Raw genomic sequence first — 24,716 nt, forward strand, 5'->3', positions numbered from 1 at the left:
TCCTATCCAATTAAAATTGTCGTTTTTGCAAATAGTTTGTCTTTCGTTTTTTTGTTGTTTCGGTTTAATCCCAGTAAGATCGTAATCGGTCCGATTCTTCCTACAAACATTAAACACATCAAGACCACATGACTAACTGGAGATAATTCAGGTGTCAAATTGACACTTACTCCCACAGTTGCTAGCGCAGAAACTGCTTCGAATAACAAATATAAAAATGGTTGATTTTCAACAAGCATCAAGATACTGACTCCTGCCATAAGAAAACCAAAAAATGTAGCTACTACAACGATTGCCCGTCTAACGAGCTCAATCGGAATTGAATGGTTTGCATAATTAACATACTTTTGGCCTTTGACTTCATTAATGATCAATAAAAATATTAACGCAAATGTAGTCGTTTTGATACCACCAGCTGCTCCACCTGGAGATCCGCCGATAAACATGGTAAAAATAAAAAATAGCAATGTAAAAGGTTTAACAAGTTCATAATCAATCGTAGCAAATCCAGCAGTTCTCATTGTTACTGTTTGGAACATAGCCGCTAATATCTTTTCTCCTACTGAGTAAGTTCCAATAGATGTTGGATTACTCCATTCTACCAGTAAAAACATAAGCGTACCTACGAATATCAAACCAACCGTCATGTTAATAGCCAATCGAGTGTGTGTTTTGAGCAAGCGATAAGAACGTTTCCAGCCACTACGTACTTTCTTTTTTACAATAGATTGGATATTATGAGTGACATCGAACCAAACTGAAAAACCAATTCCGCCTAAAACAATCAACGCTATAATGACGATATTGACTAGGGGATCATGAACATATTTCTGAAGGCTGAGCGCTCCTAGATTGTCAAAACCTGCATTACTAAAACTAGAAACAGCTAAGAATAAAGAAGTAAATAACCCTTTCCCCCAACCAAACTCTGGAACAAATCTAAAACTCAACAAGAACATCCCTGTACCTTCAATAATGAGTGTGTATTTCAAAATTGAAGCTAAATAATGATTAAAATCGCTAAGCTCACTTCTGTTTAATGCTTCATTTACTGCTAAAGTATCAGAAAAACTAATTTTTCTACCTAATTTTAAAACAAAAGTAGCTAGCAGGGTCATTAATCCAAGACCACCGATTTGCACTAATAAAATAGTTACTATTTGGCCAAACAAAGTATAAGATGTTGCAACAGGTATAGTAAATAATCCAGTAACGCACACCATAGAAACAGCCATAAATAAATTGTCAAAATAAGTAGTTTCAGAAGTGTCAAGGTTGCTTATTGGCAATGATAACAGTAGGGATCCTACAAAAATAACCATAGCAAAGCTAATTGCAATTTTGACAGCAGGGGACATCTCCCTAATTTTTTTTGCAGACATGTCGTCCTCCTTTATGATAGTTTCTTTCTCAAGTTCTAATGTATTATAATCTTTCTAGTGTAAAAGTAAAGAGGTTTCAATATCAAAAAAACAAAATATTTTAATTGCTGCAGATCCTTCTCTATCCAGCTTCTTTTTAGTGCATAAACCCCTAATTCGAAAGTGAACCCAGACCATCAACTCTATCCTTATCCAATCAAGATATTCGTTTTAGCATACTTGTGATTTCTCTGTTTCTTGTGGCTTCTTCCAAGACTCAAAAATATGGTGATAGGTCCAATGCGTCCGATGAACATCAGCACCATGATCACTACCTGACTAGCTGCTGATAATTCAGGCGTCAAATCAATCGTCAGCCCAATAGTCGTCAATGCAGAAGCAATTTCAAACATCAAATGGAAGGGTTGTTGGTCTTGCTCAAAATACAGCAATAAACTAGTCCCCAGCATAAAGCATACAAAGAATGTAATAACGACCACTAAAGCTCTACGCACTGTTTCAGTCGGAATAGTGTGATAAGCGTAATTCACATACCGCTGTCCTTTTACTTCGTTGTACATCAACAATACCACTAAGGCCACAGTGGTCGTTTTCAATCCACCAGCTGTCCCTCCTGGGGATCCACCGATAAAACTAGTGATAATAAGGAAGAACAAAGTCAAATGGTTAAAATCCAGAAAATCAATTGTCGTAAAACCCGCTGTTCGAAAAGTGGTTGATTGAAATAAAGCCGCTAGTATTTTATCTCCAACATTAAATGTTCCAATACTTTCAGGATTGCTCCATTCCAGAGCCAAGAATACTACTGTTCCTAAAATCAGTAAAAAAAGCGAGATGTTCAATGCTAATCGCGTATGCACTTGAAGTCGTTTATAATCTTTCATAAAACCGATTTTGACACGTTTTTTGAAGACAGACTGTACATTTTCCGTTACGTCAAACCAGACTGAGAATCCGATTCCCCCTAGAATAATCAATCCCATCATGACACCATTTACTAGTGGATCATGAACGTAATTTTGTAAGCTGTCTCCTTCAAAACTGTCAAAACCAGCATTGCTGAATCCAGATACCGCAAGAAACAAGGCATGAAACAACCCTTTTTTCATTCCGAAATCAGGTACAAAACGCAATGCTAATAAAACAAATGCACTACCTTCGATAATAGCTGTATACTTGATAATGGATGTTAAATAATCCTTAAAATTCCCTATTTTGTGCCTGTTAAGAGCTTCATTGACAGCAATGGTGTCTCTAAAAGTCATTCTTCTTCCTACTCCGACAATAAATGCTGCTAATATAGTCATCAGTCCCAGTCCACCTACTTGCATCAACAAAATACAAACGATTTTCCCAAACAAGCTGTATGTGGTCACGATCGGCGTGGTTAAGAGCCCAGTTACGCAAACCATTGAAACAGATGTAAACAAGTTTTCAAAATAGCTGACGTTTGAGTCAGGTAAATGACTGATCGGCATAGACAGTAATAAGGAGCCAATAAAAATAATGACCAAGAAACTGACTGCGATTTTGGTAGACGGCGATAATAACCGAAATTTATCTCTGATCATTCAGAACACTCCTTTCTTACTGATGTCTTTCTACAATTTTTTCGTCTATTGCTTGATGTTTAGTTCATCAATAGTAAATGTAGGATAACATAGATAAACAAAAAAATAGACAGATATCCTGTCTATTTTTTTGTTTATTAGTCGTTCCTATTCGTTTTCAGAGACGATCTCTTCACAAATTTGGTGACTTAAGAAAGATGATTCTAAACTAACAGGGTTCTTTCCTCCTGTTTTGACAGCTTCGATGTATTCACGAATCAAAGGGGCAAAACCTCTTTTTTCTAAAGTCCCTTCCCAATCTCCAAATATTCTCGTTTCTTGTTCTCCATAAGAGTCGCTTGCATAATCTGTTAAATTCGTTACTTTATAGGTCCCTTCAGGCGACTGTACTTCGGCGACTTCAAGGTTTGCACCTGCTTTATAGTTCATAGAAGCAATACAAATCGTATTTTCAGTCTCCAATTGGACGACACAGTTTTCTAATTGTCCATCCGTTTCCGTAACCGTATGTGACATTTCTAGAATCTCTTCATCTAATAAGTAAACTGCTGTATCGATCACATGGATGAACATATCGAAAATTCCAAATTGAACCGTTCCTGATCCGTTGGGCTTATTCTTTTGTACGAAAATCATATTTTTGTTCGAAACCTTTTTTAATTCTTGGATCATTGGAGCGAAACGACGATTAAATCCAGTCACTAACAACAATTCTTTTTCTTCAGCCAATGCCATCAAGGCTTCCACTTCATCCAAGTTTTCACTAATTGGTTTATCTACATAAACATGAATCCCATTTTCTAAAAACTGTTGAATCAAAGCAGCGTGTGTATGTGTAGCAGTATGGATAAATACTCCTTTTACACCGCTGTCGATCATTGATTCTACCGTTGGGTGTAGATTTGTTACGCGGTATTGTTTGCCGATTTTAGCTAATTTTTCTTGGTCCCGCGTGTAAAAATGCCATTCTACTTCCTCGCTCATTGCCATCATCACAGGCAAATAAGCTTTTTGAGCAATACTTCCTAAACCAACTACACCTATTTTCATTTTCTTCCTCTTTTCTTTTTCTGTTATTTTCACTAAAATTTTTACAAGTTAAGCTGCTTCATGTTTATTCTTGTTTCCTGTACAATAATAGTACCATTTTACGTTAAAGGAGCAAATTATTAAAATGAAACTAATCTCATGGAATGTAAACGGATTACGCGCTATCGTTAAAAAAGGTTTCTTAGACATTTTTACAGAACTTGATGCAGATTTTTTCTGTCTACAAGAAACTAAACTGCAAGAAGGTCAAATAGATTTAGATATTCCAGGCTATTATTCTTTTTGGGATTATGCCGAGAAAAAAGGGTATTCTGGTACAGCCATTTTCACTAAGCATGAACCACTGAGTGCTGCTTACGGAATCGGAGTCCCCGAACACGATACCGAAGGCCGCGTCGTTACCTTAGAATACGATAACTATTACGTAGTGACCTGTTACACACCCAATTCACAATCTGAACTAAAACGATTGGATTACCGCATGCGTTGGGAACATGATTTTCTCGATTATCTTAAGAAATTAGATAATCAAAAACCCGTTATTTTGTGTGGAGACTTGAATGTCGCTCACAAAGACATAGATTTAAAAAATCCACAACGCAATCGAGGCAATGCGGGTTTCTCAGATGAAGAAAGAGCACAATTCACCACTCTTCTGGAGTCAGGATTCATCGATGCTTATCGCTACTTCTATCCAGAAAAAGAAGGCAGCTACACGTGGTGGAATTACCGCTTCAATGCACGTAAAAACAACGCTGGATGGCGTATTGATTACTTCTGCGTTTCCAAAAGGCTGGCTTCTCAATTGGAAGATGCAAAAATTCATGATGCTGTTATGGGTTCTGATCACTGTCCAGTTGAATTGACACTGAATATTTAATTAAACAGCACCTACCTAACAGGATTTTAAAAAGGATTGTTTCTTAATGAAACAATCCTTTTTAATAGATATTTATTTTTGCAAATCCACCACTGTGTAGCTGCGTTTATCGTATCGATTTCTGCTTCTGGAATATTCGAATGGTGTTCCATCCTCTAAATGAACGACTTGCTCTACTTCCAGTACTGGATCATCTACAGCACACCCTAAGTATTCTTGATCGTATTCAGATGACTTAGCCGCGTGGATCTTGCGGTAAGCTCCTCCAAATTGCAATCCTAGTTCATTATGAATGTATTGGTACACAGATGTATCTAAAGCCTCTTCGCTTAATCCTGGTATACAATTAACGCTCATAAAGGTGTGTTCAATGATGTACGGATCCCCGTCAACAATACGCAAACGGATAATTTTATAAACCGGATCATGTTTATCCAGCATCAATGTTTCTTTTATAAAATCATCTGGAAATTCTACTGTAAAAGAAATCACTTGGCTTTTCACTTCATGACCAGATAATTGCTGAGTCAGACCTTCATACTCCATTAAATTCGCGTTTAATCCATTTTTTAGAGCGGTTTTTTTTACATACGTTCCAGATCCGCGTTTTCTAAAAATCAGGCCTTCAAATGCTAAAACATCCATAGCTTTTTTTACCGTCATTCTGCTTACCTTAAATTCTTTCGCTAAAGAAACTTGATCAGGTATGAGAGAATCTGCTAGGTAGACTCCATCTTGAATACGTTGTCTAATTTTATTGGCTATCATTTCGTACTTTATCATCGTTTACCTCCATTAATTATTCTCTATACCTAGCATACTCTAACGAAAGTTAAAAGACTAGTTTTTTTGAACATATAATGTATCATATATTAAAAAAGTGTATACTTTTTTTGTATAAAAAAAGCAGTTCTAAATGGAATCTTCAGAACTGCTTTTTATTCAATTAATAAAGAGTGATTATTCTGCCGTACTTAAATCTACTGAACGAAGGTTTGCTTTGTCTACTACTTTCAAGAATGGGAACCAGATTAAGCCAATGATAGCCATGTCAATCAATTGTAGAACCCCACCCATTACAGAGTTAGTTGCTAACATACCGTTAAAGAATACTGGAACAGTCCATGGTACGGATACCCCTGTCGGAATTGGGAAAATTCCTAAGTCCATTACGATATAGTTCAATGTAGTAGTTACTAATGGAGCTAAAAGCCAAGGAATAAAGATTGAAGCGTTCAATACTAGCGGCATACCAAAGATTACCGGTTCGTTAACATTGAAGATTCCTGGAGCTAAAGCTAAACGACCAACATCTTTCATTTGACGACTCTTCATAACAAATGCCATCAAGATAACGACGATCAATGTACTACCTGATCCACCCATACCAACAGTATACATTTCCATGAATGATTTAGTAACAATGTTCGGCAATTCTTTTCCAGCTTCATAAGCTTCTAAGTTGTCTAACATCAAAGTGTTCCAAATTGGGTCCATTACTGAGTTGACAATAATTTGTCCATGTAATCCGAAGAACCAAAGCAATGAACAAAGAATACTGCGATCAACGTTGCAGGCAATCCGCTACCTAAACCAGTTAATGGTTGTTGGATCACGTTGTATACAAAGTCATGCAAGTTAGTGTTAAATGCACCAGTTACGATAGCGTTAACAATAGTAAATACACTTAATGTAAGAATAGCAGGAATCATAGCTGCGAATGATTTGGAAACAGCTGTCGGTACGCCATCTGGCATTTTGATAACGATTCCTTTTTTAGTGATTCGACTGTAAATTTCGCCAGCAAGGAATGCTGCGATCATACCAACGAACATACCTTTAGCACCTAAACGGTCGAGTGTTAATACTCCTGATACTACTTCACCAGATTCTAATGTTGTAACAAAAGGTGTTAAGATCAAATATGAAGCAAGAGATACAGCTCCTCCATAAACAGGATCCACATCATGCGTTTTAGATAAATAATAACCAATACCAAATGTAACAAATATAGTCAAAATAGACATTGTAGCGTTTTGTCCACTACCAAACAATGTTCCTAAAGTACCTTTCATTTCATCACTGAAGAAAGGCAAGTTGTTAATTACTACAACCAATGAACCAAACATCGTGATCGGGAAAGCCAACATAAAAGCGTCACGTAATACTAGTAAATATTTGTTTTGACCCAGCTTTCCTGCAATCGGTAACAATTTTTCACTTAACTTATCAATAAAGCCATTCATAAGTAAAATCCTCTTTTCCTTTTTTGATTTTTTGAATAATTTGATTATTATAGCAAACGTTTACAAAATAAAGTATAACACTTATTCATAAAATGTCTAGTCTTTTATAAAAGAAGTTTGTATTTTTCACATATCGTTCACATTTTAATTAATTACTGAAGTTTTTTATTACTTAAATGAAGCGAAAATGCACTCATACCAATATGGCAGAGTGCATCCGTATTTGCCTATTGCTAACTATCTATTAGGCTTCAAAACCATTGTTTTTTGCCAATTCATTAAACCAACGCCCACTTTTCTTGATGGTACGTTTGTGGTTATTGTCTAAGTCTACTGCAATCAATCCATAACGGTTTTTATAAGCATTTGTCCATGACCAGTTGTCCATGCATGTCCACATATGGTATCCACGTACGTTGCTTCCCTCTTGAATAGCTTGGTGCACATATTTCAAATGATCTTGTACGAATTCAATACGGTAATCGTCTTCAATGATTCCTTGATCGTTAACGTAACGTTCTTCCCCTTCAACACCCATTCCATTTTCTGAAATGTAACATTTGATGTTGCCGTAATTTTCACGCAAGTTTTTCAAGATATCGTAAACCCCTTTTTCGTAGATTTCCCATCCACGGTAAGGGTTCATTTTACGTCCTAGCATTTCGTAGTTGTCAAAAAAATCATCCGGCATCGGACCTTCAGCTAATTTGGTTGTTGATTCTTTAGCTTTGATTCGACGCGGTTGGTAATAGTTTACACCTAGTAAATCAACGGTATTTTCTTTGATTGTTTCTAAGTCGCCTTCTTCAATAATAGGTAAAACATCGATCTCACTTAGAATCTCAACTAAATCAGTCGGGAACTCCCCTTTTACGGCTGTATCTAAGAATGAACGGTTAAAGAATGCATCAGCTGCTTTAGCGGCTTTTACATCTTCAGGGTTCTCTTCATCACGTGGGTAGCTTGGAGTTAAGTTCAAAATGATTCCAATTTCTCCACCTAAATTCATTTCATGATAAACGTTGATAGCTTTAGCACTTGCTAAAATTTCATGGAAAGCTACTTGAACAGCTTTTTTCATGTCTACGATTGCTGGATAGTGGAATTGATATAAGTAACCGCCTTCTACAGGAACAATCGGTTCATTATGCGTAAACCATTTTTTAACACGGTCTCCAAACAACTCGAAACATACTTTAGCAAAAGCAACATAAGCCTCTACTGTCTCGCGACTTTCCCAGCCACCCTTTTCTTGCATTTTCATTGGCATGTCGAAATGATACAGATTAATAAACGGCTCAATATCATTAGCAATCAATTCGTCGATAACTTCATTATAAAAGCGGACTGCATTTTGGTTTACTTCTCCTGTACCATTTGGGATCAATCGGCTCCATTGAATTGATGTACGGAATGTCGTATGACCTGTTTCTTTCATCAATTGAATATCTTCTTGGAATTTTTCATAGAAGACAGAAGTTTTTTCTGGTCCTACTTGATTGAAGAATAATTCTGGGCTTTCTTTATACCAGTAATCCCAGATGCTGTCTCCTTTGTTATCGCCTTCAAAAACACCTTCAGTTTGTGGGCCGCTTGCTGCTGTACCCCACCAGAAATTCTCGGGAAATTTATATTGCATGTTTATTAGCTCCTTTTTAAATGACTATACTTTTATTTTTTAACCTTTATACTTTTAAAGCATATCAAAAAAAATTCGATTTGTCTCGTATATTTCAAAAAAAATTAAATCGTTTTCATTTTTCTTTTCTTTTATGAAATATTTTTACATGATGAGTTTGTCTTTTTTTGTTGCGTCAGGTTTCAGAATACGATATACTAAATAACGATGAAATCGATAAGAACCAATAAGGGAGTAACTGGCAGCAGATGCTGTGGCAACATCACCAGCAAGTAGGGGTAACGTTCTACTGGTGTTGTCTTAAATAGTGAGACTTATGCAGTTGTTGAACCATAAACAATTCCGCATAAGTCTCTTTTTTTTCGATTTTATTGTCAAATTTATTCAGGAGGAGTCGATAGAAGAGATAGCACATTTTAATCCAGCTAATCAGCTGCCAAAATAAGTTCAGTCAGGCATTTTGACAGTTCAACTACAAGTTCTGTTTCTTGTGAAAAAACAGCTAGAATAGTATGTTAGATGTATAAATACAATACAACTATCTCAATAGTAGTAAAAGATCTCCTTAACACTACTTATCAACATACTGCTACGAAATTAAGAAAGGGTGTAAAATTTGGAAAATTATCAAAAAAGTACTGAAGAACTTTTTCAGGAATTCGAAGCTTCAAGAGAAGGGCTATCAGATGCGGAGGTTAAACGCAGACAAGAGCGTGATGGTCTTAATGAGTTAAAGCAAAAGAAACGCGACTCCGTTTTGAAGTTGTTTTTAGAAACATTTAAAGATGCAATGGTTATCGTCCTTTTAATTGTCGCCGTCATTCAAGTATTACTAGGTGAAGTAACAGAATCTCTTATCATTTTTGCTGTATTGATGATCAACTCTATTTTAAGTGTTGTTCAAACAAGAAAAGCTGAAGGTTCATTGGACGCTTTGAAAAATATGTCCGCTCCTTCTGCTAAAGTGCAACGTAATGGCAAAAAAGAAACGATCCCGGCAAAAGAATTGGTTGTTGGAGATATCGTAAGTTTAGACGCTGGAGATTATGTTCCCGCAGATGGACGCTTGATCGAAGCCGGCTCATTGCAAATCGAAGAAGGTATGTTGACAGGTGAGTCTGTCGCTTCTGAGAAAGATACTAAAGAGTTGAGCGGAGATGTTCCATTAGGTGACCGTTCAAATATGGTGTTTAGCGGTACATTGACAACTTACGGACGTGGTTTGTTCATTGTTACCGGAACTGGAAACAACACGGAAATGGGTAAAGTTGCTAGTTTGATCGATGACGCTTCAACTAAACAAACTCCGTTGCAAAGGAAACTAGATTCATTCAGTAAAAAATTGGGTGTCGGAATCTTGCTATTAAGTATCTTGATTTTCGGTATCCAAGCTGCTCGTATTTTCTTCGGTGATGTTGCAGATGTTCAAACTGAATTATTGAACGCATTCATGTTTGCTGTAGCTGTTGCAGTTGCTGCTATCCCAGAAGCTTTGCAATCGATCGTAACGATCGAATTATCTGTGGGTACAAACAAGATGGCGAAGAAACATGCGATCATCCGTAAACTGCCTGCTGTAGAAACTTTAGGATCAACAAGTATCATTTGTACAGATAAAACGGGTACATTGACTCAAAACAAAATGACAATTGTAGATTACTTCTTACCAAACGGTCAATCTGGTGAGTTTAACGCTTCTCCTGAATCATGGTCAGCTGATGAAAAACGTTTGATGGAAATTGCTGTTTTAGCTAACGACTCTAACATCAATGAAGCTGGACAAGAACTGGGCGACCCTACTGAAGTTGCCATGATCGCTTTCAGCAACAAATTGAACCAACCATACGAAAATGTGCGTAAAGCTTACCCTCGTGAAGCTGAATTGCCATTTGATTCTGATCGTAAGCTGATGTCAACAGTCCACACGATTGATGGCGAACGCCTTCTATTAACTAAAAGTGGTCCAGATGTTGTATTTGGCCGCAGTACTAAGATGTTGTTGAATGGCGAAGTCGTTGAATTGACTGAAGAACGCCTAAAAGCTTTACAAGATCAAAACGAATCTTTCTCAGACCGTGCGTTGCGTGTGTTGGCATTTGCTTACAAACCACTTCCTGAAGGTAACGAATTAAGTTTTGATGATGAAAATGACTTGATTTTAGCTGGTTTGATGGCTATGATCGACCCTCCTCGTGAAGCAGTATACGGCGCGGTTGCTGAAGCGAAAAGTGCTGGAATCAAAACTGTTATGATCACTGGTGACCACAAAACAACAGCTCGTGCTATTGCTCGTGACATCGGTATTTTCGAAGAAGGCGATATTGCCTTGACTGGTCAAGAATTAGATGCTCTTAGTGAAGAAGAATTACACAGCAAATTGGAACACATTTCTGTATACGCTCGTGTTTCTCCAGAAAATAAAATTCGTATCGTTCGTGCATGGCAAGATCAAGATAAAGTATCTGCTATGACGGGTGACGGTGTTAATGACGCTCCTGCCTTGAAACAAGCTGATATTGGTGTTGCTATGGGTAGTGGTACTGACGTTGCGAAAGACTCTGCAGCTATGGTATTGACGGACGACAACTTTGTTTCTATCATCAACGCTGTTGAAGTTGGACGTAATGTTTATGACAACATCAAAAAAGCTATTGCTTACCTATTCTCAGGTAACTTAGGCGCGATCATCGCGATCATTGCTGCTTTATTGATGAACTGGGTCAGCCCTTTCACTGCTCTACAATTATTGTTCATTAACTTAGTAAACGACTCTATCCCAGCTATTTCTTTAGGTATGGAGCCTGGTGAACCAAATGTAATGCAACGTAAACCTCGTGATCCAAATGAAGGTATTTTCGCAGGCGGTACGTTCTCTTCAGTAGTCTTCCGTGGTGTCTTGATTGGTACTGCTGTTATCATTTCTCAATACATTGGTTTAGGTTACTCTGACGAAATGAGTGTTGCAATGGCATTTACGACATTGATCTTGTCTCGTACGTTGCAAGTTTTCCCAGCTCGTTCAAACACACAAACATCTATTGGTGCAGGTTTCTTCTCTAACATGTATGCTATTTATGCCTTTATCTTCTGTATGGCATTATATGGTATCACAATGTTGCCTGGTGTACGTTCAATCTTTGATATTCCTGCTGACTTCGGTCTAGAACAATGGGGAATTGCTGCTGGTTTAGCTTTAGCTGCAGTTGTCCTTATGGAATTAAGAAAAGTCGTTTTCCCACCAAAAGATAAATAATCGATTCATGATGAAAAACCTCCGACAAGAAATTAATTTCTTGTTGGAGGTTTTTTTGTTTGCCTAAATTTGTGCTGCTTCTTTTTAACAAGAGTCCGGCCATGAGCAGCTGGGTGTTCACCCTCATGGCCGACTATTGTCTGTATTTCTGCCATCAGCTACTATAAAACCGCGCTTATGGCCCAAACTCATTTTTTATCGGCCATGAGCACATCATCTTTGATCACCATGGCCGAAAACAGCACCTGTTTTACCTAAATCCAGACTCTCCTTCCACTAACAAAATAAAACAAGCAGCCAAGTTTCTAACACTGACTGCTTGTTCCTCTTTTTGATTAGTTTTCTACGTTTCCTACTAAAGCAGGATTATTGCTTTTCATCAATTCATCGACATACGCAACTGTTTCAGGTTGTGTTTCTTCTATCTCTTTGATTTTATCAGCGAATTGAGGCAAATGATCTTTGTGGGCATAAAGTAATTCATCTAAAATCGTTTTAGCCATCGTTCCGCCTGGCACTAAAGGATTTACTGTGAAGGCCTGTAATGCAGCCCCATAGTTCCCTTCTACTGCTGCACGAATAACTGTTTCTTCCATCCCTTTCATATTTTGGATGATTCCTCTTGCAGCTCCTGACGGGAATGCACCCCAGTTATACGGTTCTACTCCATGAGCCGTAACCACACCAGAAACCTCAACGATACTGTCGTATGGCAAATCAGTGATTGTGCCGTTGTTTTGAGTCGACACGACCATTTCTGTGCGTTTGTCGTTTTGGATAGAAGCGATGATCTCACACGCTGCATCACTATAGTGTGTTCCGCCGCGTTGAGATAATTCTTCTGGTTTGTAATCCAATGCTGGATCTTTGTAAAGTTCGAATAAGCGTCTTTCTGTTTCTTTTACGACTTGAGCTCTTGTTTCCCCTTTTTCGAACTCTTCAATCGAATGTTGCAGCATTTCATCTTCAATATAGTAGTAACGATGGTATCCGCATGGCAGCATACCTAAGTCTTTGATTTGTTCATAGTGGAATGAAGCACTATGGATATTTTTCAAATGATTGTTATCTTCATTTTGATCAGGTCCGTAAAGAATATCGATCAATTCGGCTGTTCTTTCTTTTCCTGTTTTGTCCCATACACGATGCCAATGGAAATGATTGATTCCCGCAAATTTAAAGAACAATTCATTTTCAGGAATTCCTAATTTTTCTGAAGCTGATGAGCAGTGACCGATCGGCACATTACATAAACCAACTGTTCTTTCCCATCCACCTACTTTGATTGCTGCTTCAGTAACCATTCCAGCTGGATTTGTAAAGTTGACCAACCAAGCATCTGGACATTGTTCTTTCATATCTTCAATAATATCTAAAATAACCGGAATCGTACGGAAAGCTTTCAACATTCCGCCTGCTCCATTTGTTTCTTGTCCTAAAACGCCGTGTGACAAAGGAATTCGTTCATCTTTCACACGTGCATCCAGTAAACCGACTCTAAATTGAGTGGTCACGAAGTCAGCGCCTTTTAAAGCTGTTTTGCGGTCTAATGTCAGTTCTACGTTCCAATCTAGTCCCGCAGCTTTTACCATTCGTTTTGCCATTTCTCCAACAATTTCTAACTTTTCTTTTCCCTCTTCAATATCCACCAGCACGATATCTTTGATAGGTAATTGATCTTTACGCTTGATGTATCCTTCAATCAATTCAGGTGTATAACTTGAACCTCCACCAATTGTAACAATTTTCAAAGCTTCTTTAGTCATTGTTATCCTCCTTGGAAAACGTTTTCTTTTGGTTACGTCTTCACTATAATTTGTGTAATCCATTACAGTCAAGCTTTATTCCAAAAGAATCTTCAACAATAAATCATTCGGCAAGAAAATCATCGTTAGCCAGGAGGTATCAACTGAACTTTTTTCATTTACTTGTTAGAATAATGATGTCTAAAACTTTATTACAAGGAGGCTAATTATGGATTCATCTATGTATTATGGAAATGACTATAAAACTATTCCTATGACCTCTCGCAAACGGAATGAAGGAAGAGAAGTAACACCTGATGTTTATTTGTACACTGTTCAATTTGTTAATTTGTATATGATCGGAGATATTGTGAGTGGGGATTTTGTACTCGTTGATGCTGGTACACCTAATCGATCAGAAGACATTATTGCAGCTGTAGAAGACCGATTTGGAAAAAACAGTCGTCCAAAAGCCATTATTTTGACTCACGGACATTTCGACCATGTAGGATCAGTTATTGAATTGGTAAATCACTGGGACGTTCCTGTATATGCTCATGAATTGGAACTTCCGTACCTTACAGGAAAAGAAAGCTATCCTACTGGGGATTCTACTGTAGAAGGCGGATTAATTGCTAAAATGTCAGCAGCTTTCCCTGTCGAACCCATTAATTTAGCCTCACACATCCATTCATTACCGGCTGACAGAACAGTTCCTCACCTGCCTGATTTCAAATGGATTCACGTTCCTGGACATACTCCAGGTCAAGTAGCTTTGTTTAGAGAAAAAGATCGTCTCTTAATAGCAGCAGATGCTTTCGTTTTGAAGAATGGATAGTATACTAATCCGCCTAATCCAATTTGGAAGACTTGTAATAGCGCTCCTGTCCAACCACTGACCAAGAATCCGGAGAAGATTGGAGGAGTTGTCCATGGGATATTGACCCCATTAGCAACGTTAACCAGTCCTGTAGACATCGCTACATAAGCAACAATAGCCATAATGATTGGATTTATAATAAACGGAATCAACATGATAGGATTCAATACAATAGGAATACCAAATACTAATGGCTCATTAATATTGAACAGCCCAGGTCCGATAGCTAGCTTACCTAAAGTCTTAAATTGTTTGGATTTTGTAAAAAATAATGCACATAATGCTAACCCTAATGTACTTCCTGCTCCTCCAAGTTTGATAAAATTGTCGTAAAATTGAGAGTTGATGATGTTAGGCAAAGCTTGTCCTGCTGCGAAAGCTTCAGCATTTCCAGCAGTCAAAGACAACCAGATCGGTGACATTACACCAGATACGATTTGAGATCCGTGGATACCAAAAGACCATAAAATAGCTTCAAATAATAAGACAATAATCATAGCTGGAAGTGATCCGCCTAAAGCTAATAAAGGTGTTTGCAACACTTCAAAAATAAAGTTGTGTGCTGTTTCAAATGGAGTCAAAGTAAACAACATTCTGATAATGTTAAAAGATAGAATAACAAAAAGTCCAGGAATTAATGAAGAGAAAGAACGTGCTACGTTACTTGGAACAGATTCAGGCATTCTGATGACCCAACCACGTTGTATGACAGCTCTCATAATTTCAGTAGCTAAGATGGCTGTGATCATACCAACAAATAAACCGCTGGCACTTAAGTTAGAAGCAGGGATACCAGTTGCGCCTTCAGGTGTTACTAAACTAGGTGTAAGAATAAGGAAAGCTACTAAAGATAATACAATACCTGCTACATCATCTACTTTATAATGGCTTGACAATGATTTAGCTATCCCTACAATTACGAACGGTGTCATGATGTTCATCGTCATGTTATAAGGAACCATAAAGAATTCTGACCAGTTGTCGCCAAAAATATTGGCCATAAAATCTGCATATCCGTTAATTGGCAAGTTAGCTAATAGTAAAAAAATCGAACCAATAATCAAGATAGACATTGCTGCAAAAAAACCACTTTTGATAGCTGTTAAATACAGATTGGAATCTAATTTATAAGCAATTGGCGCCATTTTTTCTTCAAGAAAATTCATAACCTTATCCATTCTTTTTCCTCCTAATAAATGCATTAATCATGCCATATAATAAACGAGTAATTGAAAAAGGTGACAAAAAAATAGAGACTTCTTTGCGCTTAATGCTATCCACCTTCCTTTTTTGTAAGCGCTTACTTATTTATGACTTAGTTTTAATATAACTAAATGATATAGGCAAGCGTTTTCTAGAATTTTTTTAAGATAATTTGTCTATCCATATACTTTTAATGTTTTATTACGTTTTGTATAAATGCTTGTGTATCGTCACAAATTCTGTTTATAATGAAACTTATTGAAAAAAGTAGTTCTTAAAGGAGAGAAAATGAGTGATAAACGAGAAAAACTCATCGAGAGATTGGTTTATTAGATTACTTAAAGGGGCTGCTGTAGGAATCGGCGGAATCTTACCAGGTTTATCAGGTGGCGTATTAGCCGTTATTTTTGGTTTGTATGACGAAATTATTGATTTCTTAGCCAATATTACCAAAAATTTTGCAAGAAATGTGCGTTACTTTTTGCCAGTCGGTATAGGTGGAGTCATAGGGGTAGTGATTTTCTCTGCCTTTGTGGAGAAAGCTTTTGGGCAATATGAAGCTATGTTTACCTGTTTGTTTATTGGCTTTGTTGTAGGAACCTTCCCTTCTCTATGGAAAAGTGCCGGAAAACAAGGTCGCAGTGCAGCAGATATGAGTATTCTTGTCGTGAGTGCTGTTGGGCTGTTCTTATTGATGGTCATTGGTGGACAATCATTGACGCAGTTAGCTCCTGGATTTTTAACATGGATGTTCTCTGGTGCTTTGATTGGTCTTGGTGTGATCGTTCCAGGGATGAGCCCCAGCAACTTCCTGATTTATTTTGGTTTATACGAAAAAATGTCTGCTGGTATCAGCGCATTTGATTTTAGCGTTATTATCCCCTTAGCTCTTGGCGGTATATTGTGTGTGCTGTTGTTAGCCAAATTAGCTAGTTGGTTATTCGATCGCTTTTACGCTAAAATGTACCACTTTATTCTAGGTATGGTCATCGGTTCATCGTTGGCTATTTTCCCGACCGTCATCTTCCCTGCTTTTTCAACGGAAGGTTTGGCTTCATCAGGACTTTCATTTGCAATGACATTGGTATTTTCTATCGTCATGTTCGTTATTGGTGTAGTCTTTTCATACTGGTTCAGCGGAATCGAACAAAAATATTCTAAATAAAAGCTACTTTAATTAAAAGACGTTCAGAAACCGAATAGTTTCTGAACGTCTTTTTTGTTTACGCTAAATGACTGCCATTCGATGCAATAACTTCTTTGTACCAATAGAAACTGTCTTTTCGTAACCGTGCAAGGTCTTTCAAATCAAAGTCAGAACGATTTACGTAAACAAAGCCATAACGCTTGCGGAAACCTTCATGAGTACTGATCAAATCAATTGCACTCCATGGGCAGTAACCAAATAGTTCTACACCGTCTGTGATCGCCAATTGAACTTGCTTGATATGATCGCGCAAGTAATTGATTCGATAAGTGTCATGGATTTTACCGTCTTCTGTCAATGTGTCTCTTCCGCCTAAACCATTTTCGGTGATTACTAACGGTAAAGCATAGCGCGAGTAAATATCATTTGCAGTGATCCGCAATCCTTCTGGGTCAATTTCCCACCCAAATTCTGTTTTGCCAAGAGCCCCATGTTCTACTTGTCGGAAAAAGCCGGGTACTCCTTGACCTTTTTGCTGATCAGCCTCCACGGAATCTGTTTCTTCTTCCAACGGGTAATATTCTACGGTGCCGGAGCTGTAGTAATTAAATGCAATGAAATCAGCCAATCCAGATTTCAACGTCTCTTCATCACCTGGTTCCATATCTGGAGTGGCATTATTGGCTTCTAAGAAAGCCCAGGCTACATTATTGTATCTTCCATAAACAGCCATATCCAAATACAGCCAGTTGCGTACCGCATTAAACGTTTGCGCGGCTTGGATGTCCAATGGATCATTTGTTTTTGGATAAATCGTTGAGATATTTGGTGCAGGTCCGATTTTAGCATCCGGCAATTTGTCATGACACTCTTTCATCACGCGAGCTTGAGCCAACAGCATGTGGTGGTTTTGCTGATAAGTTTCTTTCATCGTGGTTGCTCCGCCGCCAATCACTGCCCCAGCAGATAAAATCATCATGTTTTGTTCGTTGATCGTTTGCCAGAATTTGACACGATCCCCGAAGCGGTCAAATAAAATCCCGCAGTAACGTACAAAAGCATCAATCGTTGCTCTGTTGCTCCATCCACCTTTTTCTTCTAATGCTGCAGGCAGATCAAAGTGGTAAACCGTTACTAAAGGTTCAATACGATGTTTTAACAGTTCATTAATCAAGTTATCGTAAAATTGGATTCCTTCTTCGTTTACCTCTCCGTCGCCATCTGGAACAATACGTGTCCAAGCTATAGAGAACCGATACGTTTTGAATCCCATTTCTGCTAACATCGCTACATCTTCTTTATAATGATGGTAATGGTCAGCAGCTACTTTGAAATCAGATGTGTCACTAGGGATGGTCTTCGTGTCTTGAACTGAAGGTCCTTTTCCGCCTTCATTCCATGCCCCTTCTATTTGATAAGCACTGGTCGAGCCTCCCCAAAGAAAGTCATTTGGAAATGGGCGCAATGTTTGATGTTTCATAATTCAGCCTCCTTAAATTATACCGCTTTCACAAATAGACTATATCTTGTGTAATGGATTACATTCAAGCAGGAATATCATTTTATTTTAATAATGATTTTTCTTTAAAAAAGTTGTGCTACAATATCTTTATCTTTAATGTATCAGAAAGCGGAGGAAAGAAATGGATTTTACAGCTATTGACTTTGAAACAGCCAACTTCCAGAAACATAGTGCCTGCTCTGTAGCTCTTACGATCGTTCGCGACAGTAGAATCGTCGACAATTATTATACACTCTTGAAACCAGATACCTTTTTTAATCAAAAAAACATTCAAATCCACGGAATACATGAACGTGATGTCGTTGATGCTCCAACTTTTGCGCAAATATGGCCTGAGATCCAACCTTTATTCACTCAAAACCAGTTGATCGTGGCTCACAATCTTCCATTTGATCGTGGCGTCCTTCACGGATGTTTGGATTATTACGGAATCGAACGTCCAAGTTACCAAACCTTGTGTACTGTTCAGTCCAGCCGGAAATTGTTGTATGAATTGCCAAATCACAAATTAAATACTGTCTGCGATGCTTTAGACATCAGGTTAGATAATCACCATAATGCTTTAGCCGATAGTGTGGCTTGCGCCAATATCTTATTGTATTTAGAAGAACACTTCGGAACTGCTCCATTGAAAAAACTAGTTAAATATGTTTAAAAAAACACCTTATCCGATTCTTTGATAAAGAATCGGATAAGGTGTTTTTGATTGCTTAAAAATAGTTATTTTAAAGCTTTTTCTGATAGAAACCAGTCCTTTTGAAGGCGTAATATTTGAAATAAACCTAACATTAAAGTACAGTTAAGGGTATAAAAAAATTGGAGGAGAGAACCATGCATAAACATAAAAGGAAATTATTCACCTTTATTATGGCTTTAGCCAGTATGGCTGCCATTTTCATTCCCTTACAGGCGGAAGCAACAGAAACAGAAAGCAACAAAGGAACCCCCGAAAATCCATACCTCATTACAACGGATGTTACTTACACTCCATTTGAATTTCAAAATGCAGACGGCGAATACGTCGGAATTGATGTTGATATTATAAAAGCTATTGCAGAAGATCAAGGTTTTGAAATTGAATTAAGACCTTTAAACTTTAGTGCCGGCTTACAAGCCTTGGAGACTAATCAAGTTGACGGTATGATCGCTGCTATGAGTATCACACCTGAACGCGAGGAATCATTTGACTTTTCTGATCCTTATTTTGAAGCCGGAACCGTAATGGCCGTTGCTGAAGATAATGAAGAAATCACTACTTATGAAGACCTGGAAGGCAAAACAGTCGCTGTAAAAGTTGGAACGACTGGTGCAAACTTCGTGAATAAATTAAAAGAAGAATACAACATTGAAGTCAATCAATTTGATGATTCAGCTACAATGTACGAAGATGTTATCGCTGGTCACTCAGATGCTGTGTTTGATGACTACCCTGTTATGGCATACGCTGTTCAACAAGGGTTGAAATTAAAATTCCCTCTTGAGCCTGAAGCAGGAGATGTTTACGGTTTTGCAGTAAACAAAGATCAAAACCCAGAGTTATTGGAAATGTTCAATGAAGGTTTAGCAAATATCCAAGAAAACGGAACCTACGACGAAATTATTGATACTTACATCAGCGAAGATGTTGAAGAAGCAACTGGAACTGGTTTGTTCAGCTTAATCGCAAGCAACTGGTCGGATTTAGCTCGTGGTTTAGGTCAAACTCTAGTCTTAACACTGATTTCATTTGCTATTGCTTTAGTGTTAGGAACTATCCTTGGTTTATTCAATGCTAGTCCAAATAAAGTATTAAACGCTATTTCATCTATTTACATTACAATCATGCGTGGTATTCCATTGATCGTATTAGCTTTCTTTATTTACTTCTCAGTACCACAATTGTTTGATATTAAAATGACGGCCTTTGTAGCTGGTGTTTCAACATTGACACTGAATACAGCCGCTTATATCTCTGAACAAGTACGTGGAGGTATTTTAGCCGTAGCCAAAGGACAATTAGAAGCCGGTAGAAGTTTGGGGCTTTCTTACAATATTTCAATGAGAAAAATCATTTTACCGCAAGCTATTAAGATCATGATTCCATCATTGATCAACCAATTTGTTATTACTCTGAAAGATACGTCTATTCTTTCGGTAATCGGTATAGTAGAATTAACACAAACAGGACGAATTATTATTGCTCGTACGTACTCATCAGGTAGTATGTGGTTGATTGTCGGAATCATCTATATTGTGATCATCACGCTTCTGACATGGGTTTCATCTGTATTGGAAAGGAGATTGTCAAATGACTAAATTAAAAGTAGAACACCTTAAAAAGAGTTTTGGCGATTTAGAAGTCTTAAAGGATTTAAACGCGGAAGTGCAAGAAGGAGAAGTTATTTGTATCATCGGTCCTTCTGGATCAGGTAAAAGTACATTCCTTCGCTGCTTGAACAACCTAGAAGAAATCACAGGTGGAAAAGTTATTATCGATGATCGTGATTTGACTGATCCATCTCAAAACATCAATAAGATTCGCGAAAATATCGGAATGGTGTTCCAACACTTTAACTTGTTCCCACATCTAACAGTTATCGAAAATATCATGTTGGCACCTAAAGAATTAAAAGATGAATCAGACGAAGAGATTCGTAACCGGGCTTTAAGCTTGTTGGAAACTGTTGGGTTAGCTGAGAAAGCGGACGACTATCCGAAATCTCTTTCTGGTGGACAAAAACAACGTGTGGCTATCGCTCGTGCTTTAGCGATGCAGCCTGATATTATGTTGTTTGATGAGCCAACCAGTGCACTTGACCCTGAGATGGTTGGGGACGTTCTGGAAGTTATGCAAAAATTAGCTCGTGAAGGAATGACGATGTTAGTCGTTACCCATGAAATGGGATTTGCTAAAGAGGTTGCGGATCGTGTTATCTTTATGGACGGTGGTTACATTGTCGAGGAAGGACCACCAGAACAACTATTCAACCATCCACAACATGAACGTACAAAAGACTTTTTAGATAAAGTATTGATTTAATTACTACTCTAAGAAAGAAAATTTTTTCTATAAATAAAGAACGCTCATTGGACAATGATCCAATGAGCGTTCTTTTTCGTTAATTATCGAGTAAAAACCTGTCTACTTGACACCCTGACCCGTTTTTTGTGCCGACTTATCAAGTAGAACCCGTCTACTTGAGATCTTGACTCGTTTTTTGTGCCTGCTTATCAAGTAGAACCTGTCTACTTGAGATCCTGATCCGTTTTTTAAGCCTACTTATCAAGTAGAACCTGTCTACTTATCATCCTGACCCATTTTTTGTACTTACTTATCAAGTAGAACCCGTCTACTTGAGATCTTGACTCGTTTTTTGTGCCTGCTTATCAAGTAGAACCTGTCTACTTATCATCCTGACTCATTTTTTGAGCCTACTTATCAAGTAGAACCCTTAACCCCTTTACACAGCATCTAGTGTGGTAACTTCATTCTACACGAGGCCGTCATGGGTTTCTTTTAATTTACCCTAAAGTGTTGCACTTAATATTACAATTCATCATTCCTAAATACAAAAAACAAGACTCCTCAAAAGTAAAGTTTTACTAAACCTATTTAGTTTAAATCAACAAAAAAAGCATCCACTGCAAGATTGCAGTGGATACTCTCAGGTAAAACCCTGTGTAAATCTTATTCCATAATCAATGGAATAACTCCAATAAAAATACAAAAAAGTACTAATCCAGTAATACAAGCCCAAGATTGCCATCTCGCCAAGTTGATTGTACTGCCGATACCGAATCTTTTTTCTACAAAAATAGACGGATCATCTGGATTATAATAAAAGACGCCTAATTTCCAATACTTTTCTTCATCTACTTCTGTCACTTCTTCTACCGGCTCGTCTATTTCCGAAAAGACCAGCTTTTCTCCGCCTTGTCCATATTTCCATGTTAAGAATGAGCTATAACCCACAATACCGAAGATGAATAGGCCAATCAATAGTCCCATCCATCCAAAAGCCATATCTTCCGCGAAAAACAGAGAAAAGAAATTCGTCGATGTCAATAACAATTGGGTAGCTATTGAGGTTACTAAAAAATTGATAGACCAAGCTCGACGAAACTTTTTGCTTTGATAGCTCGTGATTTGAGGATAATTTGTTAGTAATTTTTGCTTTGATTTGATAAAAGCATAATGGCTGAAAGCTAAAACTGGTATCATCAACAATTGCATTGCAGCCATCATCATAACTGATAATGGCGACTTTTCTACTGACCGATCCGGAATATTTTGACTATTCCAATGAATTGGGAATTGATTTGGAATCCGATTATAGAAGAATCCTATTACAGCAACCGATATCAAGACGATTACCAATTGGACAATGACTATGGTTCGAGTAGAAACGGCGTTAAGGTCTCTATGATAGTTGGTATCCACCACAATACGTTCTTTTTTAGTTTCTACAATAATCTGCTTTTCTTTTTTCCACAGTTGGATAGCTTTTCTATTTTTCAGATACAATACAAAAGTTAGTACAAAAAACACCAACATAGCACCTATTACATAGACACCACTCCACATGTCTTGTGCAGTTTGATCTTCAAAATTGGAAAAGAACACAATAGGTATAGATAAAAGAATGCTCAGCAGAACACTTTGGATGAAAAATCTTTTCTTTCGCATTTGAATAAACGAATCTTGTTGGTGAGAACTTGGAACGGTTATCCCAAAGGGTGTCCCTCTCCTGCTATAGTAGGGAGTCAATCCGTTGACAAAACCTAAAATCAGAAAAATACCTATCATCACTAGTGTTGCATGAAACATCGTATGTTTCACGAGCTTGCGTGTTCTATTCCAATATACAAAAAAATCCTTTATACTGAACTCGGATGACTTATCCAAGACCAATAAAAAGGACCTACGTATGGATAAGTATAACTTAAATTCTGCTTTTAATAAATGGCTTTCGGCAATTAAATTAGAACAATTACCGATTGCTATTCGTGAAAAGATTCTTACCTTTGATAAATACCAGAAGAAACTTAGTTTCTTTCGAGCTCTACAACTATTTCTTCATGCTATCAATGAAGAGAAAGAAAGCTTTAGAGATATCGATACTGCTTTTGTTTCCGAAGAACTGCAGAAAGAGATTGGGATTGACAGTATTAGTTATTCTCAGCTTTCCAGAGTTCTCTCCAAAATGGACACAGAAATTCTATTAGCTATTTTTTACCAGCTTCTTAGTCAGATTAAAAAGAACCGCCCGGTGGATAAACGAAATAGTCTCTATCTTATTGACTCTTCAACCTTTTCACTGAATCAAAATCTTTATCAATGGGCTGATTTTCGTAGAACAAAATCAGGAGTCAAACTTCACTTAAAACTCTGTTTTATGGACAATGAGCATCTTTATCCAGACGATTTTACGATAACGAATGCGATTGAACATGATACAAATCAATTAGAAGTGTTAGTCAATCAACCTGAAGCAACTTATGTATTCGATCGTGGATACCTAGATTTTGAACGAATGGATAAGATGCATTGGCAGGGCTACTTTTTTGTGACAAGAATCAAAAAAAATACGAAATTTCATGTTCTGGAAACATTCACAGACTCTAAAAAGGATTTTATTCTCAGCGACCAAATGGTCGCACTAGGTGCTCAAAATTACCTAACTTCCCGCTTTCGGTTAGTGACTATTCAAGATCAAAAAGGGAAAATTCTTTCATTTATCACCAATCGTTTTGACTGCTCAGCTACTGAAATTGCAGAGATGTATAAAGCTCGTTGGCAAATAGAACTGTTTTTTAAACACATTAAGCAGCACATGACAATCAAAAAGTTTTTTTCAAGAAGCGAACAAGGAGTCAAGAATCAATTGATTTTAGCCATGATTGCCAGCTTATTAACCTATTTAATTCAATTAGAAACCCAAACGAATCAGTCTATTTTCCAAATCAAACGTCTTTTTCGCTATCTCATATTTCAGCCTGCAGAGAAATGGATTGAACTTTTAGTGCCTAGTTGACACACAAGAAACTGTTGTCGACTGCTCATTGAATCAGCTAAATAAGCAAAATTTTTCTGGAAATAGCCATCCTTTGCGCAAGCACTTGTCTTTTTTTTATTTTTTTCCAAAAAACAACAATACAGAATATTCTGACTACTTTTATGCAACACTAGTGACCTATCATTATACTATAAAATAGCCA

Annotated in this window: 17 protein-coding genes and 1 pseudogene; 8 read left to right on the top strand and 10 right to left on the bottom strand. The window is 37.5% G+C overall.

The features are described from left to right. Positions 1-2: 2 nt before the first annotated feature. The 3 genes from LMF32_RS02540 to LMF32_RS02550 all read right to left on the bottom strand — a co-directional run bounded on the left by LMF32_RS02540 (position 3) and on the right by LMF32_RS02550 (position 4,003). The gene (locus LMF32_RS02540) at positions 3-1,382 is read right to left on the bottom strand and encodes a potassium transporter TrkG (RefSeq protein WP_230523753.1); all 1,380 of its coding nucleotides are present in this window, start codon (positions 1,380-1,382) and stop codon (positions 3-5) included. A gap of 188 nt (positions 1,383-1,570) precedes the next feature. Continuing rightward, positions 1,571-2,953: a potassium transporter TrkG gene (locus LMF32_RS02545; RefSeq protein ID WP_230523754.1), complete on the bottom strand. Its 1,383-nt coding sequence runs from the start codon at positions 2,951-2,953 to the stop codon at positions 1,571-1,573. A 147-nt stretch (positions 2,954-3,100) separates the two neighbouring features. Next, positions 3,101-4,003 (bottom strand): Gfo/Idh/MocA family oxidoreductase, encoded by a 903-nt coding sequence (locus LMF32_RS02550; RefSeq protein WP_230523755.1) that lies wholly within the window; start codon positions 4,001-4,003, stop codon positions 3,101-3,103. 124 nt (positions 4,004-4,127) lie between these two features. Between LMF32_RS02550 and LMF32_RS02555 the strand changes: the two genes are divergently transcribed. After that, positions 4,128-4,883, top strand: coding sequence for an exodeoxyribonuclease III (locus LMF32_RS02555; protein WP_188203901.1), 756 nt, complete (start codon positions 4,128-4,130; stop codon positions 4,881-4,883). Positions 4,884-4,955: 72 nt separating this feature from the next. On the opposite strand, the gene LMF32_RS02560 is transcribed toward LMF32_RS02555, so the two are convergent. The 3 genes and pseudogenes from LMF32_RS02560 to LMF32_RS02570 all read right to left on the bottom strand — a co-directional run bounded on the left by LMF32_RS02560 (position 4,956) and on the right by LMF32_RS02570 (position 8,768). Further along, positions 4,956-5,666, bottom strand: a complete 711-nt coding sequence (locus LMF32_RS02560) for a GntR family transcriptional regulator (protein WP_188203902.1) — start codon at positions 5,664-5,666, stop codon at positions 4,956-4,958. A 177-nt stretch (positions 5,667-5,843) separates the two neighbouring features. Next, positions 5,844-7,129, bottom strand: a pseudogene (gene celB, locus LMF32_RS02565) (PTS cellobiose transporter subunit IIC). A gap of 244 nt (positions 7,130-7,373) precedes the next feature. Continuing rightward, complete coding sequence (locus tag LMF32_RS02570) at positions 7,374-8,768, bottom strand: glycoside hydrolase family 1 protein (protein WP_230523756.1); 1,395 nt, start codon at positions 8,766-8,768, stop codon at positions 7,374-7,376. A 616-nt stretch (positions 8,769-9,384) separates the two neighbouring features. Here LMF32_RS02570 and LMF32_RS02575 point away from each other — a divergent pair. After that, positions 9,385-12,021 (top strand): cation-translocating P-type ATPase, encoded by a 2,637-nt coding sequence (locus LMF32_RS02575; RefSeq protein ID WP_230523757.1) that lies wholly within the window; start codon positions 9,385-9,387, stop codon positions 12,019-12,021. A 335-nt stretch (positions 12,022-12,356) separates the two neighbouring features. Here the strand turns inward: LMF32_RS02575 and LMF32_RS02580 are convergent, their stop codons facing one another. Next, complete coding sequence (locus LMF32_RS02580) at positions 12,357-13,787, bottom strand: 6-phospho-beta-glucosidase (RefSeq protein ID WP_092479228.1); 1,431 nt, start codon at positions 13,785-13,787, stop codon at positions 12,357-12,359. 208 nt (positions 13,788-13,995) lie between these two features. On the opposite strand from LMF32_RS02580, the gene LMF32_RS02585 reads away from it, so the two are divergent. After that, positions 13,996-14,604, top strand: coding sequence for an MBL fold metallo-hydrolase (locus LMF32_RS02585; RefSeq protein ID WP_230523758.1), 609 nt, complete (start codon positions 13,996-13,998; stop codon positions 14,602-14,604). Here LMF32_RS02585 and LMF32_RS02590 read toward each other — a convergent pair. After that, the gene (locus LMF32_RS02590) at positions 14,532-15,824 is read right to left on the bottom strand and encodes a PTS sugar transporter subunit IIC (protein ID WP_230523759.1); all 1,293 of its coding nucleotides are present in this window, start codon (positions 15,822-15,824) and stop codon (positions 14,532-14,534) included. The two genes, LMF32_RS02585 and LMF32_RS02590, sit on opposite strands and share 73 nt — an antisense overlap. Before the next feature lie 317 nt (positions 15,825-16,141). On the opposite strand from LMF32_RS02590, the gene LMF32_RS02595 reads away from it, so the two are divergent. Next, on the top strand, positions 16,142-17,014 hold the full coding sequence (locus LMF32_RS02595) for a DUF368 domain-containing protein (RefSeq protein ID WP_230523760.1): 873 nt from the start codon (positions 16,142-16,144) through the stop codon (positions 17,012-17,014). 58 nt (positions 17,015-17,072) lie between these two features. On the opposite strand, the gene LMF32_RS02600 is transcribed toward LMF32_RS02595, so the two are convergent. Continuing rightward, on the bottom strand, positions 17,073-18,476 hold the full coding sequence (locus LMF32_RS02600; protein ID WP_230523761.1) for a glycoside hydrolase family 1 protein: 1,404 nt from the start codon (positions 18,474-18,476) through the stop codon (positions 17,073-17,075). A gap of 163 nt (positions 18,477-18,639) precedes the next feature. On the opposite strand from LMF32_RS02600, the gene LMF32_RS02605 reads away from it, so the two are divergent. From LMF32_RS02605 to LMF32_RS02615, 3 genes are all read left to right on the top strand, one after another. Next, a complete protein-coding gene (locus LMF32_RS02605) occupies positions 18,640-19,173 on the top strand; it encodes a 3'-5' exonuclease (protein WP_230523762.1) in 534 nt (177 codons plus the stop codon). Positions 19,174-19,349: 176 nt separating this feature from the next. Beyond that, complete coding sequence (locus tag LMF32_RS02610; RefSeq protein WP_230523763.1) at positions 19,350-20,813, top strand: amino acid ABC transporter substrate-binding protein/permease; 1,464 nt, start codon at positions 19,350-19,352, stop codon at positions 20,811-20,813. Then, complete coding sequence (locus tag LMF32_RS02615) at positions 20,806-21,537, top strand: amino acid ABC transporter ATP-binding protein (protein ID WP_092479214.1); 732 nt, start codon at positions 20,806-20,808, stop codon at positions 21,535-21,537. Before LMF32_RS02610 ends, LMF32_RS02615 begins: the two co-directional genes overlap by 8 nt. Positions 21,538-22,185: 648 nt before the next feature. Here the strand turns inward: LMF32_RS02615 and LMF32_RS02620 are convergent. Continuing rightward, the gene (locus LMF32_RS02620) at positions 22,186-23,325 is read right to left on the bottom strand and encodes a DUF5808 domain-containing protein (RefSeq protein ID WP_230523764.1); all 1,140 of its coding nucleotides are present in this window, start codon (positions 23,323-23,325) and stop codon (positions 22,186-22,188) included. Between the two features lie 100 nt (positions 23,326-23,425). Here LMF32_RS02620 and LMF32_RS02625 point away from each other — a divergent pair, with 100 nt between their 5' ends. After that, positions 23,426-24,532: an IS4 family transposase gene (locus LMF32_RS02625; protein WP_230523765.1), complete on the top strand. Its 1,107-nt coding sequence runs from the start codon at positions 23,426-23,428 to the stop codon at positions 24,530-24,532. Positions 24,533-24,716: the final 184 nt, after the last annotated feature.

Origin of the sequence: Desemzia sp. C1, from assembly GCF_020882875.1 — a bacterium.
Taxonomy (GTDB): Bacteria; Bacillota; Bacilli; order Lactobacillales; family Carnobacteriaceae; genus Desemzia; species Desemzia incerta.

Bases quoted from the DNA above. Each gene is read 5' to 3' on its own strand.
- LMF32_RS02540 (WP_230523753.1), bottom strand. From the start codon at position 1,382: ATGTCTGCAAAAAAAATTAGGGAGATGTCCCCTGCTGTCAAAATTGCA.
- LMF32_RS02545 (WP_230523754.1), bottom strand. From the start codon at position 2,953: ATGATCAGAGATAAATTTCGGTTATTATCGCCGTCTACCAAAATCGCA.
- LMF32_RS02550 (WP_230523755.1), bottom strand. From the start codon at position 4,003: ATGAAAATAGGTGTAGTTGGTTTAGGAAGTATTGCTCAAAAAGCTTAT.
- LMF32_RS02555 (WP_188203901.1), top strand. From the start codon at position 4,128: ATGAAACTAATCTCATGGAATGTAAACGGATTACGCGCTATCGTTAAA.
- LMF32_RS02560 (WP_188203902.1), bottom strand. From the start codon at position 5,666: ATGATAAAGTACGAAATGATAGCCAATAAAATTAGACAACGTATTCAA.
- LMF32_RS02570 (WP_230523756.1), bottom strand. From the start codon at position 8,768: ATGCAATATAAATTTCCCGAGAATTTCTGGTGGGGTACAGCAGCAAGC.
- LMF32_RS02580 (WP_092479228.1), bottom strand. From the start codon at position 13,787: ATGACTAAAGAAGCTTTGAAAATTGTTACAATTGGTGGAGGTTCAAGT.
- LMF32_RS02585 (WP_230523758.1), top strand. From the start codon at position 13,996: ATGGATTCATCTATGTATTATGGAAATGACTATAAAACTATTCCTATG.
- LMF32_RS02590 (WP_230523759.1), bottom strand. From the start codon at position 15,824: ATGGATAAGGTTATGAATTTTCTTGAAGAAAAAATGGCGCCAATTGCT.
- LMF32_RS02600 (WP_230523761.1), bottom strand. From the start codon at position 18,476: ATGAAACATCAAACATTGCGCCCATTTCCAAATGACTTTCTTTGGGGA.
- LMF32_RS02605 (WP_230523762.1), top strand. From the start codon at position 18,640: ATGGATTTTACAGCTATTGACTTTGAAACAGCCAACTTCCAGAAACAT.
- LMF32_RS02610 (WP_230523763.1), top strand. From the start codon at position 19,350: ATGCATAAACATAAAAGGAAATTATTCACCTTTATTATGGCTTTAGCC.
- LMF32_RS02615 (WP_092479214.1), top strand. From the start codon at position 20,806: ATGACTAAATTAAAAGTAGAACACCTTAAAAAGAGTTTTGGCGATTTA.
- LMF32_RS02620 (WP_230523764.1), bottom strand. From the start codon at position 23,325: ATGTTTCATGCAACACTAGTGATGATAGGTATTTTTCTGATTTTAGGT.
- LMF32_RS02625 (WP_230523765.1), top strand. From the start codon at position 23,426: ATGGATAAGTATAACTTAAATTCTGCTTTTAATAAATGGCTTTCGGCA.